At 38.7% G+C, this 15304-nt stretch carries 13 protein-coding genes; 5 read left to right on the forward strand and 8 right to left on the reverse strand.

Annotated elements, in window-relative coordinates; genetic code table 11:
• The first annotated feature begins 69 nt into the window (after window positions 1–69).
• A complete protein-coding gene (locus M028_RS0128205) occupies window positions 70–1293 on the forward strand; it encodes an amidohydrolase (protein WP_026576816.1) in 1224 nt (407 codons plus the stop codon).
• Window positions 1294–1372: 79 nt separating this feature from the next.
• Here M028_RS0128205 and M028_RS0128210 read toward each other — a convergent pair whose 3' ends face one another.
• The 7 genes from M028_RS0128210 to M028_RS0128240 form a co-directional block, all read right to left on the reverse strand.
• Entirely contained in the window at window positions 1373–2686 is a 1314-nt protein-coding gene (locus M028_RS0128210; protein WP_026576817.1) for a membrane protein, read from the reverse strand.
• Between the two features lie 3 nt (window positions 2687–2689).
• The gene (locus M028_RS0128215; RefSeq protein ID WP_026576818.1) at window positions 2690–3376 is read right to left on the reverse strand and encodes a response regulator transcription factor; all 687 of its coding nucleotides are present in this window, start codon (window positions 3374–3376) and stop codon (window positions 2690–2692) included.
• Window positions 3377–3395: 19 nt separating this feature from the next.
• Window positions 3396–4148, reverse strand: a complete 753-nt coding sequence (locus tag M028_RS0128220; protein WP_026576819.1) for a sensor histidine kinase — start codon at window positions 4146–4148, stop codon at window positions 3396–3398.
• Between the two features lie 108 nt (window positions 4149–4256).
• Entirely contained in the window at window positions 4257–5252 is a 996-nt protein-coding gene (locus M028_RS0128225) for an ABC transporter ATP-binding protein (RefSeq protein WP_026576820.1), read from the reverse strand.
• Window positions 5253–5254: 2 nt separating this feature from the next.
• Window positions 5255–6271 (reverse strand): ABC transporter ATP-binding protein, encoded by a 1017-nt coding sequence (locus M028_RS0128230; RefSeq protein ID WP_026576821.1) that lies wholly within the window; start codon window positions 6269–6271, stop codon window positions 5255–5257.
• 16 nt (window positions 6272–6287) lie between these two features.
• Window positions 6288–7208: a nickel ABC transporter permease gene (gene nikB, locus M028_RS0128235; protein WP_026576822.1), complete on the reverse strand. Its 921-nt coding sequence runs from the start codon at window positions 7206–7208 to the stop codon at window positions 6288–6290.
• 30 nt (window positions 7209–7238) lie between these two features.
• Window positions 7239–8141, reverse strand: coding sequence for an ABC transporter permease (locus tag M028_RS0128240; protein WP_026576823.1), 903 nt, complete (start codon window positions 8139–8141; stop codon window positions 7239–7241).
• A gap of 287 nt (window positions 8142–8428) precedes the next feature.
• Here M028_RS0128240 and M028_RS0128245 point away from each other — a divergent pair, with 287 nt between their 5' ends.
• The 3 genes from M028_RS0128245 to M028_RS0128255 all read left to right on the forward strand — a co-directional run bounded on the left by M028_RS0128245 (window position 8429) and on the right by M028_RS0128255 (window position 12570).
• A complete protein-coding gene (locus M028_RS0128245) occupies window positions 8429–10006 on the forward strand; it encodes a glutathione ABC transporter substrate-binding protein (protein ID WP_035424997.1) in 1578 nt (525 codons plus the stop codon).
• An 82-nt stretch (window positions 10007–10088) separates the two neighbouring features.
• On the forward strand, window positions 10089–11327 hold the full coding sequence (locus M028_RS0128250; RefSeq protein ID WP_026576825.1) for an amidohydrolase family protein: 1239 nt from the start codon (window positions 10089–10091) through the stop codon (window positions 11325–11327).
• A 22-nt stretch (window positions 11328–11349) separates the two neighbouring features.
• Window positions 11350–12570, forward strand: coding sequence for an amidohydrolase family protein (locus M028_RS0128255; RefSeq protein ID WP_026576826.1), 1221 nt, complete (start codon window positions 11350–11352; stop codon window positions 12568–12570).
• 51 nt (window positions 12571–12621) lie between these two features.
• Here M028_RS0128255 and M028_RS0128260 read toward each other — a convergent pair whose 3' ends face one another.
• Window positions 12622–13470 carry a DUF2935 domain-containing protein gene (locus M028_RS0128260; protein WP_051591307.1) on the reverse strand — a complete coding sequence of 283 codons (849 nt, stop codon included), beginning with the start codon at window positions 13468–13470 and terminating at the stop codon, window positions 12622–12624.
• Between the two features lie 165 nt (window positions 13471–13635).
• Between M028_RS0128260 and M028_RS0128265 the strand changes: the two genes are divergently transcribed.
• On the forward strand, window positions 13636–15231 hold the full coding sequence (locus M028_RS0128265; protein WP_026576828.1) for an acetolactate synthase large subunit: 1596 nt from the start codon (window positions 13636–13638) through the stop codon (window positions 15229–15231).
• Window positions 15232–15304 lie beyond the last annotated feature (73 nt).

Raw genomic sequence — 15304 nt, forward strand, 5'->3', positions numbered from 1 at the left:
GTGGATAAAAGGGATATTCCAAATAGGTATTCCCTTTTGTCTTGTCTTAACGAACAAAGGAGAATGAATATGAACAGCAGTTATTGGTTATTGAATGCGAGATTAGAAGTTGGCTTTAAAAAAGAGAATGGAAGAGTTGTCGGTACAGAAACTGACACTTTCAATTTATTCATTACGGATGGTAAAATCTCTGAAATTGTTAAGGCTGGAGAACCAGTTTCAAATCAATTACCAACGAAGGATGCTCAGGGATTGTTGCTGCTCCCATCGTTTATTGAAAAGCATGTTCATTTAGATAAAACCTATATGGGTGAAACCTGGAGAGCATGCATTCCGGCAAAAGGTGTGATCGAACGCTGTGAAATCGAAAAAGAGATTCTTGCAACTATACCATCTAGTACAAAAGAACGCGCAGAAGCTTTACTTGAAGTATTACTGGCTGCTGGCTCCACACATGTAAGAACTCATATAGATATTTATCCTGAAGTGAAGCTGCAAAATTTAGAAGAAGTTAAAGTAGCATTAGAAAACTATTCGAATAAAGTTAGTTCCGAAATCGTTGCCTTTGCTCAACATGGCTTGCTCCGTCCCGGTACAATTCAGCTAATTAGAGATGCAGTACGAAATGGTGCAGGGATTGTTGGCTCGGTGGATCCAGCAACGGTGGATAACAATATAGAAGAATCATTAGTTCAGTTAATGGACATTGCAGTGGAGGGAAATGCAGATATCGATCTCCACTTACATGATCCCGGTCACTTAGGAACTTTTACGATGAAACGGCTTGCCTATTTAACAAAAGATGCTGGCTGGGAAGGAAGAGTAGCGATTAGTCATGCATTTGGACTTGGGGATGTATCGACAGGAGAGGCGTATGAAGTTGCGCAAATTTTGAAAGATGCCGGTATTTCGATTGTAACAAGTGTTCCAATCGGCAGGGCGATTCCTCCAGTTAAATTGTTAACAGAGTGGGGAGTGGAAGTAGCAGTAGGAAACGACAATATTTATGATTCATGGTGGCCAACAGGAAACGGGGATGTTCTTGAAAGAGCTGGACGCCTATTGGAGTATTTCAGATGGACAGATGAGGTATCACTCTCTCAAGCGTTGAAATATATAACCGGCGGTATAACTCCACTAAACAAAGAAGGTAACCAAGTTTGGCCAAAGGCAGGAGATGCGGCCAATATGGTTCTAATCGATGCCAGCTGTTCGGCTGAAGCAATAGCAAGACGATCAAAAAGATCCGCAGTATTTTTTAATGGAAATCTTGTCAGCGGTTCATTAAAATAATAAACTCACGCCATTGAATTATAAAAATCTGAAAAGACATAAAAGAGAGTACTGAAAATATTAGTACTCTCTTTTATAACTACGAAAGTTGTTTCGTTTTATGGAAAAGTAAAGTAGAGATAAAATGGATTAAACAAATACACAATGGGACAAAAAAACTAATCCATATCGATTGAAAACTGCCAGCAGAGGGCATGAATAGAAGGCCTGCAATGGTCCCAACCAATGCTGCGAAAGGAATAAGTGCAGGAAGCGCCTTTTTACTTAGAATAATATAAAGCATCGGTATAATGACGGATGCATAAATATTACCAAAGAAAAATAACAATTCAATTGGTTTTGGCGGCAAGATGCTTACGACTATTAACAAAATAAGACAAATTGAACCGGAAAAAACATAGGTCCACTTCCATTTTGTATTTTCGGTTTGCTCACGAACATTTCCAATCATGTTTCGAACCACCAATACTGTAACTGAATGCAATCCTGAACTTAGGACGGACAAAATGACACAAAAACAAAATAGTATAAACAAAACAATTAATAGGTTTGATTGAATTTTATTAACTAACTCCAACAGGATTGTATAAATATTATTGAAACCTCTTCCGAAAATGGCAATAAAAATCAGAGTGGATAGTGAAAGGGGAATCGTTGCCCATAAAAATCCTGTTAGAGTGAAGGTTATTCTAACTTTTTCTTTCTGTATGATAAATAACCTCTGCCATGTAGCACTATCGATTAAAGCTTGGCCTATCCCAATAAGGATAGCGGAAAGAAAAAACCAAATGGCATCATAATTTTTAAAATATAACAAATAGGGATGATATAGCTTAATCCCATCGTAGACAGGGTAGACACCCTCTTGGATGAAAAAATAGACGGGAATAACAATGACAGCGCCGAACACAAGGGTTATTGTCACACCGGAAAGCCGATGGAGCCACGGCATTCCGCCTACACCGCTAAATAAAAAACAAATAAATAAAAAGATAAGCAGCCCGATGAAAATTGGAATGGGAAAGAGAAGATGTAGGAGGATACCTGCCCCCAATGCCTGGATAAAAATTGAATAGAGGCTTGTGATAAATAATACTGCCATCATAATCCAAAAGCCGGTTGGAGATAGTTTCGATTGTAATACATCGCCAATCGTTTGATGTTCTCTGTAATCGGCACAAATTTTTGGAGCAAGAAATCCGAAAAAAATAAGTGCAAAAGCCCCCATTGACGAATAAACGATTACTCCGGAAAGCCCGTATTTCATCAATGATTCTGGTGAAGATAAAATCGTATTCCCTGTTACCCAACGAGCGAGCAGACTTACAATCCCATAGCCAACACCAAGTTTGACTGTACCTGCAATATATATATGATATTTTTCTTTATTCAATCCTTAAATCTCCTTTAAACGATAATCACGTGGTGATTTCCCCGTCATTTTACGAAACATTTGGCTAAAATAATGCTGACTATTAAATCCACATTTCTCTGATATCCCATTAATACTCAAATCAGGACAGTCAATTAACATTTTTTGTGCCGCTTTCAAACGAACTTCATTCAAATATTCTGAAAATCCCATTCCAACTTCTTCTTGAAACTTGCGGCTTAAATAGGCAGGATTTATATGGATTTTTGAAGCTAAATAATTTAATGTCAGTTTCTCATTAAATTCGCTTTGAATAATTTGAACAGCTTGATAAATAGGATCGGAATAACTGCCAATTCGCTCGTATTTTATAAGAATTTTATAAAGCTCATCCTCAATTACAGGTTTTGTAATATAATCAACGACACCGAGTCTAATAGATGTCCGGGCATATTCGAAATCTTGGAAAGCTGTTACGATGATGATATCGAGCATATAAGTTTTGGATAATTCTTCTGCTAACTCCAACCCATTTTTCCCTGGCAGGTGAATATCCAGAAATGCAAGGGTTATATTATTTGAATGCATAATTTGGATGGCTTGAGATGCATCTTGTGCTTTGAATAGATTCCATGAGGGAAACTTATTACTAATTAAATATTCTAATTGCTCTAATTCCAATGGTTCATCGTCTACGAGTAAAACATTCATGGGATTTTCCTCCGTTTTCTTACGTTTCCTCCAGGGTCTTAAAAGGGAATAAGGCAGTAACAGTTGTACCGTCGCCAGTATTTGATAACTGAATTGCAGTATGTTCGTTAGGAAATAACAAATTTAGCCTTTTTTCAATATTCCCTAATCCCAATCCACCTTCATTTTTCTGAAATTGTTGAGCAAGGTTAGTGGAGTTGTTCCATACTGATACGAGAACATTCTGTTCCTTTTGAACAATATCGATTTTTAAAATAGCTTCACCAGGAATTTTCTCGAAGGAGTGTTTAAATGCATTTTCTACAAAGGTCTGAATCATAAAAGGAATCATGACTGCCTGTTTTACATTCGGTTCAATGGAAATATGAAATTTTAATCTGTCTCTGAAACGAACTTTTTGAATTTCTAGATAATATCCTGTATAGATTAATTCTTCTTCAATGGTGATAATGGATTCGTTTTTTTTGTATTTGTATTTTAGCAATTTTGAAAGGGTTTCAATCGAGTTGATTAATTCAGTCTTACGATCAAGCCTTGCTAGACTTAAAATGGAATTCAATGTATTAAAAAAGAAATGCGGCTGTATTTCTTGATTTAATTGATTATAGAGAGCAGTTTGCAGCTCCCGTTCTAGAGCAATTTCTCTCGTTTGTTTTTCCAGAAGATCAATTCGTTTTTCAAAAATAATTAAAAAGAGTAATGTGAAGGCACCTAATAATGGTGCTAATATACACAACATAATATAGATGGAGAAAGTATCTAGGGTTAGCATTTACAACATTCTCCTTTAGAGAATACAAAAAGAGAGCGGGAACTCTCTTTTTTAATTTTACTATTATTTTATAAAATTAAAACCTTCTTGCAAATAAGGTGAGTCTGTTTAATTTTGAAATTCCTCTGCGAAATGACAGCTGACGTAATGATTTTTTTTCATTTCCCTAAGGGCTGGTTCCTCTGTCTTACATTTACTTGTAGCAAACGGACAGCGTGTATGGAAACGGCACCCTGTTGGAGGGTTAATAGGTGACGGAACATCTCCCTTTAGCAAAATCCTTTCCTTTTTGATCACCGGATTTGGAACAGGAATAGCTGATAATAATGCATTTGTGTAGGGGTGCAGCGGTGAATCGAATAAGTTTTTTTTCTCCGCAATTTCTACGATTTTTCCTAAATACATAACCATTACCCGGTCGGAAATATGTCTTACTACACTTAAATCGTGTGAAATAAACAAAAAGGTTAGGTGGAATTCCTTTTGCAATTTTTTTAACAAATTTAGAATTTGCGCTTGGATGGAAACATCTAGTGCTGAAACCGCTTCATCACATATGATTAATTTAGGGTTTACCGCAAGGGCTCTTGCTATGCCAATCCGCTGGCGCTGTCCACCACTGAATTCATGCGGATAACGATCAAGTGCTTCAGGAGGCAGTCCGACATAATTAAGCAATTCAAGCATTCGTTCCATTCTTTTTTCTTTAGGCACTACTTGTTGAATCGCCATTGCTTCATTCAGTATTTGCTTGATGGTTTGGCGCGGGTTAAGGGATGCGAACGGATCTTGGAAAATAACCTGCAGATCGCCGCGTAATTTTCGCATTTGGCTTTTATTTAACTCCAGGACGTTACGGTCTTCAAAGTAAACTTTTCCCCCTGTTGGTTCATCCAACCGGAGGATCGCCCTGCCTGTAGTCGATTTGCCGCACCCAGACTCACCGACAATACTCAAAGTTTCCCCTTCAAATAAATGAAAGGAGATATCATCAACAGCCTTTACATAAGATTTTGGTTTGAACATGGAGTCTGTTTTAACCGGAAAATATTGCTTTAAATGCTCCACTTGTAAAAGAAGTTTTTTGTCCGCAGTTGCCGCCATTATTACATAACCTCCTCTTCTTGGGGCTGATCGATCCATTGATCTGTAAATTTCCAGCAACGAACTTTCACATTGTCTTCCAGTTCAATCAAATCTGGAAGTTTTGTTTCACAAAGGGGCTGCCTGAATGGACAACGTGATGCAAAACGGCAGCCTTCCGGCATATTGTATGGACTTGGTACCGTACCCTCAATGGTTTTCAATTCATCCCGATCCTCATGAATTTTTGGCAGGGAGTCCAGTAATCCCTGTGTATATGGATGTTGTGGACTAGAAAAAATCTTTTCCGTTGGCGCATGTTCGACAATATTCCCTGCATACATGACGGCAACTGTATCACATGTTTCCGCGACAACACCCAAATCGTGTGTAATCATAATAACACCCATACCGAGTTTTGTTTGAAGTTCCTTTATTAGTTCCAAAATTTGCGCTTGAATGGTTACATCCAATGCAGTTGTCGGCTCATCCGCGATTAAAACTTCTGGTGTACAGGCAAGCGCCATCGCGATCATGACCCGCTGACGCATGCCTCCGCTTAGTTGAAACGGCTCTTGTTTTGCGCGTTTTTCGGGAGAGGGGATACCAACCAATTTAAGCATCTCAACAGCCTTATTCCAGGCCTCTTTTTTCCCCATTTTTTGATGAACCCTGATGGCTTCAGCTATTTGTTCCCCAACACAAATGACCGGATTAAGGGATGTCATTGGTTCCTGGAAAATCATCGAAATTTCGTTGCCGCGAATCTTACGCATTTCCGATTCTGAAATACTTACTAAATCTTTTCCTTTAAAAAGGATAGAGCCACCGGCAATTTTTCCTGGAGGAGAGGGAATAAGCCTTAATAGTGAAAGGGAGGTCATACTTTTTCCGCATCCAGATTCACCGACTATTCCTAATGTCTCTCCTTTATGAAGGGTAAAATCAATTCCATTCACAGCTTTACTTATTCCTCGTTTTGTATGGAAATGAGTTTTAAGCCCTTTAACTTCTAAAATTACATCCTTTTTTCCTTTCAAATCGATTCACCACCTATTAATTTAGTTCAATCCGTTTATTAAAAAAGCGATAGAAAACATCGACGAATAAATTGACAATTACAAAGATCAGAGAGGCAACTAGGACTCCGCCCTGAACCATTGGTAAATCTCTCATTCTGATCGCATCCACAATCATTCTTCCCAGGCCGTTTATGGCAAAAATGGATTCTACTAGGACTGTCCCTCCCAGTAATGAACCAAACTGCAGACCAACAACGGTGATGACGGGAATGAGTGCATTTCTTAATGCATGTTTATAAATAATGACTCGTTCCCGTAAGCCTTTGGCACGAGCAGTTCTGACATAATCTTGACGGATAACCTCAAGCATACTGGATCTTGTCATCCTTGCTACGATAGCAGCTCCGCCTGCTCCTAGAGTAACAGCTGGGAGGATAATATTTTGCCAGCTTTCCCAGCCGGCAACGGGCAAGATTTGCAGCTTAACAGAAAAGAAATACATGAGCATTAACCCTAACCAGAAGCTGGGTAATGATATTCCAAGTAAAGCAACAATCATTACACTGACATCTGTCAGCGTATATTGTTTAATAGCAGAAATAATTCCGGAAATCATTCCTAAAACGATCGTAATGACGATACTATAAAAAGCAAGTTCCATTGTAATAGGGAGTCTTACTAAAATTTCATCCAGCACTGGACGGCTGTTTTTTAATGAAACACCAAAGTCTCCATGGAAAATATTAATCAAGTAATCAAAATATTGAATATATAAAGGCCTATTTAAACCTAGTGATTCACGAATCCCCGCAATCGTTGCTTTGGAAGCACCCTCTCCTGCGAGTAATACGGCAGGATCTCCTGGAACCATCTGCATGATTAAAAAGACAACAAGGGTTACTCCGATCATGACAGGTATGGTCTGAAATAATCGGCGGATTATAAACATTAACATGTATTTGTCAGTCCCCTCTTAAAGGATTTTTTATTTTTTCATCCGTGGATCAAATGCGTCTCGTAATCCATCTCCAAAAATATTAAAGCCCATTACTAGAATTGAAATAGCGAGGCCGGGGAAAAGAGCCATAAATGGTGCAGAAAAAATGAAATCTCGGCCATTACTGAGCATTGTTCCCCATTCGGGTGAAGGAGGCTGAGCGCCAAGTCCTAAGAAAGATAGACCTGCAGCTGAAAGAATAGCTGTTGCAAGCCTTAAAGTTCCTTGAACAATAATGGGCGACAAAATATTCGGGAAAATGTGTTTGGTGATAATGGTAAAATCATTTGCTCCTAAGGAACGGATCGCATCAATATACTCTAAGCGTTTAACTTCAAGTGTCGAACCACGAACGATTCTTGCAAATAGAGGTACAGAGAAAACTCCAACTGCGATTGTAACATTGATTAAACTAGGTCCGAGGGCACTAATGATGGCAAGAGCGAGTAAGATTCCAGGGAATGCTAGCATTACGTCCATGATGCGCATAATAATCGTATCCACCCACTTGCCATAATACCCTGCAATAAGTCCAAGAATAATTCCAAAGAATGCACCGAAAAGAACAGCAGCAAAACCCACACCCATTGATAAACGAGAGCCATAAATAATTCTGCTTAATATATCTCTGCCTTTATCATCTGTTCCCATCCAGTGATGCTCGGAAGGAGGTAGAAGCTTATGTGGTAAATCAACTTTATATGGATCAAACGGTGCAAGTAATGGAGCAAACAAAGCTACCAAAATATAGAAGATAATAATGAATGCTCCGACCATAGCCGCTTTATTATCCATTAACAAGGAAAGTGAGTCCCTCCATTTGGATGATTTCTGATAGGCAACGGTTTGTTTCAAGTTAACGGTTTGTCCGGTTTTCACTTCAACTGACATAAAATTCCCCCCTGAAATTCATTTTTATATTAATCATGTGTTTTAACACTGATTGCCTCCTCCCTATGCCTCCTTCTTTTTTGTAAAAGAATTATGTTCAAATTATCAAAGTTTTAACGAATGTAAAATATTTTTTAAAACAGTTGTCAAAATATTTTAAAAACAAGTAAAAATTCTGTAAATATTCAATTTATTATTCTTCTATAATTCAGTTAAGCGCTAAGAAGGATTGGTAGAAAAGTTACTTGCATGAAACATTCAGATTCTTACAAAAAGGGGAGAAGGAAATGGAGAAGAAAAAATCTATTTTTAAAAGCGGTATGTTACTCGTTTTAATAGGATTAGTCCTATTGTTTACACAGGCATGTTCAACAAAATCAAACACTGAGAGTAAGGCCGGAGATAAGTCCGAAGCAGCAAAAGAAGGAGGGACTTTAACGATTGTTCGTCTTTCCGATGCGACAAAGCTGGATCCGCAGTTTATTACCGATATCCCATCGAATAATGTTATCTATCAAAAGGTGTATGAAACATTGGTTGTACCCGATAAGGACATGAACATTCAGCCATTACTGGCGGAATCTTGGAAAGTTATAAATGATAAGACGTGGGAGTTCAAACTGAGAAAAGGCGTAAACTTTCATGATGGTACACCATTTAATGCGGAGGCAGTAAAGGCAACTTTTGATCGATTGCTGGATCCAAAGGTTGGATCACCTTCCCGTGCAAAATTCGAAATGATTAAAGAAGTAAAGATTGTAGATGATTATACCGTTCAGTTAGTGCTTAAGTATCCATATGCACCATTATTGTCCATTCTTGCAAGTAGTGAAGGTAGTATTATCAGTCCGAAAGCGATAAAGGAAAATCCGGAAAAGCTGTCAGAACACCCAGTGGGGACAGGTCCATTTGTCTTTGAAGATTGGAAATCCGGTCAGGAAATATCTCTTAAGAAAAATGATAAATACTGGGGTACAAAACCAAAGATTGATCGTGTAGTCTTTAAGGTTGTTCCTGAAGATTCAACACGGTTAGCAATGATTGAGACAGGTGAGGCACAAATTAATGACCAAGTTCCTGTTACGGAGATTGAACGAATCGAAGCGTCTAATACAATGGGCTTGTATCGTACAGATGGACTTGCAGTCGAATATCTTGGTTTTAATGTAAAGAAAAAACCGCTTGACAATGTCAAGGTTCGTAGGGCAATCAGTCATGCGATTGAGAGAGAAGCGATCATTAAAGGGGTTTACAACAATGTAGGGACCCTTGCCAACTCCGCAATGAGTCCAAAAGTGTTCGGGTATAGTAAGAATATAAAGCCATATGATTATGATATTAATGAAGCGAAAAAATTATTGAAGGAAGCTGGATATGAAAAAGGGTTAAAGTTAACCTTGCTAACAAGTGACCGGAAAGAGCGGATTAATATGGCCGAGGTCATTCAATCCCAGTTAAAAGGAATTGGGGTTAATGTAAAAATTCAGGTTATGGAATATGGTGCTTATATTGACGTAATAGAAAAAGGTACGTTTGATATGGCGATTGGCGGCTGGGGAAATGCTACCGGCGATGGAGACTATAATCAGTACAATCTATTCCATTCTTCATCACAAGGCCCTGCCGGAAATACTTTTTATTATAGCAATCCTGAAGCAGACAAGCTTATCGTAGCAGCGCGCCAAGAAATGAATGAAACAAAACGGAAGGCTCTTTACGAGAAAGTTATGAAAATAGAATTAAATGACGCAGTCTATGTACCAATCCGCAACTATGAGCACATTGCCGCTTATAGCAAAAATATCAATGGTTTCTGGATGAATCCAGCAAGCTATTTAATGATTAATGATGTGACCGTGAAGTAATCATCATCTGAGGCACTTACCTTATTGATAAGTGCCTCTATTAGTATTTTTAAGAGAAGATATAAAAATAGGAGGAATGGAAATGAAAGCTTATTGGTTAAAGAATGTTCGTCTCGAAAAAGGATTTATTTTTGAAGAAGGACGAATTGCTGGAACAGAAACGGAAATTTGTCACTTGAAAATTGAAGACGGAAAAATAGCTGAAATCAGCTATACAGCGCCTCTCCCTGAGGAAAATCAGGTTGATGCTAAAGAAAATCTTCTATTACCCTCATTAAGAGATATGCATATTCACATCGATAAAACTTATTATGGCGGTCCTTGGAAGGCTTGTACCCCATTAACGAAAGGGATTTTTACGAGATTAGAAGAAGAGAAGGAACTGCTGCCGAAATTATTGCCAACTGCCGGGGAACGGGCGGAGAAAATGATTGAACTGCTCCTCCAAAATGGTCACACACATATCAGAACACATTGTAATGTAGACCCTGTCATAGGGTTGAAAAACTTAGAGGCAACTGTCAATGCCCTTGAAAAATATAAAGATGTTTTAACCTATGAAATTGTTGCCTTTCCACAGCATGGATTGTTAAAGAGTAATTCTGTTCAACTAGTTCGTGATGCCATGCGAAATGGTGCCACACTGGTTGGCGGAGTTGATCCAGCAACCGTAGACAGAAATATTGAAAAATCATTTGAAACCATTTTTGATATTGCTGTAGAAGCAGATGCAGGGGTGGATATTCATTTACATGATCCTAATAGTTTAGGCGCGTTTACCTTTGAAAGAATGGCCCATTATACGAAGGAGGCAGGAATGAAAGGAAAGGTGACCATCAGCCACGGTATCGCCTTAGGTGATTTACAGGGAAATGCACTTGAAGAAATGGCTGCAATGTTGAAGGAACAGGAAATAGATGTAACTACTACTGTTCCTGTGAATCGCCCGACGATTCCGATTCCACTTCTAGATAAATTAGGTGTCATGGTTTCTGTTGGACATGACAGCATCACCGATCACTGGTCCCCATTTGGAACAGGGAATACCATTCAGAAAATTAGTATCCTCGCAGAAAGATTCCGAATGATTGAAGAGTATTTATTATCATCTTCCTTAAAATATGCAACAGGAGGAGTTACTCCATTAAACGAAAAAGGCGAACGGGTTTGGCCAAAAATGGGGGATGATGCAACGATGATGTTGGTAAAGGCATCCTGTTCGGCTGAGGCCGTTGCACGAAGAGCGGAAGTTGAATCTTTATTTTTTAAAGGGAAAAAGGTGGAAAGTAAACTAGAAAAATCAAAATCTGTATTAGCTTAATGGACTGGAGGAGGAATGAAGAATGGCATTACCATATTGGTTAACCAATGTTAGGCTCGAAACAGGCTTTGTTAAAGATGAAAAGGGAGCTGACGAAACAAAGACAGAGCTTTTTCATTTAAAAATAGAGAATGGAAAGATCGTAGAAAAGCGGAACCATGGCTTTAAAATACCAGCAGATGAAAAAGTAGTGGATGGAAAAGGACTTCTAGCAATTCCGACATTTAAAGAAATGCATAATCATTTAGATAAAACCTATCTTTCTCTTGATTGGAAGGCATGTAAACCGTCAAAAAATTTAGCTGACCGCTTGCGTTTGGAAGCACTGGAGCTTGAAAAATTAGCACCAACAACAAAACAGCGGGCAAGCAAAATGATTGAATTGCTTTTATCAAATGGGGCAACACATATCCGTACGCATGTGAATATTGATCCATATATCGGTTTGAAAAACTTGGAGGGGGTAAAAGCAGCGCTTGAAGAGTACTCGGATAAATTGACCTATGAAATTGTTGCTTTCCCACAGCACGGTATGTTACGTGAAAATGTCATTCCGCTTATGAAAGAAGCTATGAGATCTGGGGCTCAGCTTGTCGGTGGACTTGACCCGGCGGGTATTGACCATAATATTGAAAAATCTTTATTTGAAGTAATGAACTTAGCAACTGAATTTGATGCCGATGTAGATATTCATTTACATGATGGGGGACATGTTGGATATTATACTGTTGACAAATTAACTGAGTTGGTAGAGGAATCAAAATGGCATAATCGTGTGGCAGTTAGCCATGCATTTAGTTTAGGTGATGTACCAATCCCTCAACAAGAGGAGATTGCAGATAAATTAAGTAAATTAGGAATGTCCATTATGTCAACGATCCCAATAACAAGAACATTGCCTCCAATTGAAATTCTAGATCAAAAGGGAGTAAATGTATTTTTAGGATGTGATGGATTTTATGACTCATGGGGGCCATTTGGAACGGGTGATGTATTAGAAAAGGTAACAAACTTCTGTGAATTATATCGGAAAAGCGATGAAAGATCACTGGCCTCTTCGTTAAAATGGGCAACAGGTGGACCGACACCATTAACAAAAGAAGGGGAGGTTGCTTGGCCGCTTGAAGGAGACGAGGCAAATCTAATTTTAGTAAATGCCTCTTGTTCAGCAGAAACAGTTGCCAGGAGACCAAAGCGTGAGGCTGTTATTTTTAAGGGGAAAGTAGTGTCCGGAGAAATTTAATCTACAAGAATGAAAAGAAGAGACAGCCCTTTCTTGTCTCTTCTTTTGTTATTATTGTTGCTGCTCCTGCTGCTTCACTTTTAATCTTTCCTCTAATACACGCACCATATGAAGGAAATGGTCCGCTTCTCTCACGACATGGTCGGCCAATAATGGATCAATGACATTTCTGATTTGACAATTTTTAATAAAATCTAATCCTGCCTGCTTAAAATTGCGAATTTCTTGTGCAGCGTTTTCGCTGTCTTTATTCAACTTTCCGATAATCGGGTAGGTTGGTTGTTTCTTATAGAGCATTGATTCAACATCTCTTGCCTGATTGAGAAGAACTTCAAAATCATCCCCAAATTTCAATGCCGCTCTTACTAAATTTCGTTCTGATTGATCTAATAGTGAAGCTATAAACCGGGAATGCTCCATCATAATCCGTAACCAAAACACATTTTCCTTAATAATCGCATCTTGAATGGGATCTAGAATTCCTTCATTGAATTTTTTTAACGTCCGCATAAAATATTCAGCTTCCCTGGCAATATGGTCGACCAGAAGCGGAAAGTTAAATCCCATTACCTTACAATTGATGATTAAGATCAGGAGATTTCTTTTAAAATTCCGTAAACCTAAAACTAGGTTAATCGAGTCTTCATTTAATTTACGAACAGCGGTAACGTTATTGGGAGTATTGTAGGCCCTTTTTTCCTGTTCCTGAAAATAATGATAAAAGCGGTCTGTTTGTTGAATCAGATGTTTGTCATGGCGGCTAAAACCTTCGCCTAAAAAATAAGAATGCTCTTTCATAATGCGCAGCCAAAATTTATTTTCTTCTAAGGAGCGTTCGATGAATAGTTGTTCCGTTAATGATTCTGGTTGTGCGGCAAATGTTTCCGGGGCAATTAACATTTGATTGTTTTGATCTATAAATCCTTGATTTACCAATATAAATCCCCCCTTTTTTAAACACACATATACTCTATGTTTATTAGCATGGATTTCTTGTTATGTTTAATTGAAAAATATATTTAGGTAAAGAATAGAATTAAGATGACATAGGTATGGAGGGAAAGAATGAAGGCCTCTGATTTATTGGTAAATTGTCTCGAAAATGAAGGTGTAGAATATATATTTGGAATTATTGGGAGTGAGGTTATCGATCTAGCCGAATCTTTATCCAAATCGGAAAAAATAAAATACATACCAGTACGGCATGAGCAAGGTGCTGCTTTTATGGCAGATGTATACGCACGTCTTTGTGGAAAGCCTGGTGTATGTATGGCAACACTCGGACCAGGAGCGACAAATCTATTAACCGGTATTGCAAGTGCTAATCTAGATCACTCCCCTGTCTTAGCGATAACTGGTCAAAAAGATCTTAATGTCCAGCATAAAAATGCACATCAGTACGTTGATATCGTTAAAGTTTTTGAACCGGCAGCAAAGTGGTCGGTGCAATTAAAGGATGCCAATACAATCCCGGAAATTATCAGAAAATCTTTTCGGGTTGCTACTAGCGAAAAACCGGGGGCAGTCGCAATTGAGTTACCGGAGAATATCGCAAAAGCCAATACTACAACCAAACCTTTATCCATTACACCATTGCCAATAAGTGTGCCTGCAGAAGACGCTTTAACGGAAGCCGTCCGATTACTAAATCAGAGTAAAAAGCCATTTATTATTTTGGGGAATGGTGTCATTCGGCAAAATGCTGTAAAGGAAGTGCAATCATTTATTGAGCGGTTAGGTTGCCCGACTGCCAATAGTTTTATGGCAAAAGGGGTTTTATCAAAAGAGCATCCACAAAATTATTATTCATTTGGTTTCAATGAAAAGGATTATGTCCTCCGGAGGATGGAGGAATCCGATTTACTTGTGGTAATTGGTTTTGACTTTAATGAAAAACTACCGTCGGAATGGAATAAGAAAAAAGTACCGGTTCTCCATATCGATCCTTTACCTGCCGAGGTGGAGGAGGGCTATCCGGTTGTGGGAGAATTAGTAGGCAATTTAAAGGAGACGCTTCGTTTGATCTTAGAACAGGAGATTCTGTCTAAACCTTGGCAGCCAGCTGGAGATCTAAAGAAGCGAATAGAAGACGCTTACTCTATTAGTGAACAGGTGCCTACCCCCGCAAATTTAACACTTGAAAACATTCTACATGTAATCGAAAAATTATCTTCTGAACAAACAGTAGTTATTTCGGATGTAGGAGCACATAAAGTCGCAGTAGCACGAGCCTTTCAACCGAAACGTTCAAACCAACTCGTGATTTCCAATGGCTTGGCTTCGATGGGAATAGCCATTCCCGGTGCGATTGGCGCAAAGCTGGCGGCACCGGAAAAAACGGTGATTGTGTTAACGGGGGATGGGGGAGCACTAATGAATTTCGCCGAGCTTGAAACGGCCAAGCGTTTAGGGCTGACTTTTATCATTATTTTATTAAATGATTCAATGTTAAAGCTTGAAGTAGAGACCATGAACAAAGCGTTTGGTGAAAATTATGGGGTAACCTTTTCAAACCCTGATTTCGTACAATTGGCGGAAAGCTTCGGGGCAAAAGGCATGAGAGCAACTCAAATTACCGAGTTTGAAGAAATACTGGCAGCGGCAATGGGTAATTCGCAAGAGATTTTTTTAATAGATACGATTTTGCAGGAAAAGGTTTAAGCGTTAGACGACAAACAGAGGAGCAACTGGGTTCAAATTGTCGCCAATGGAGGCGATAGGCGACAAACAGAGG

The sequence above is a fragment of the Bacillus sp. UNC438CL73TsuS30 genome, assembly GCF_000482325.1.
GTDB lineage: Bacteria > Bacillota > Bacilli > Bacillales > Cytobacillaceae > Neobacillus.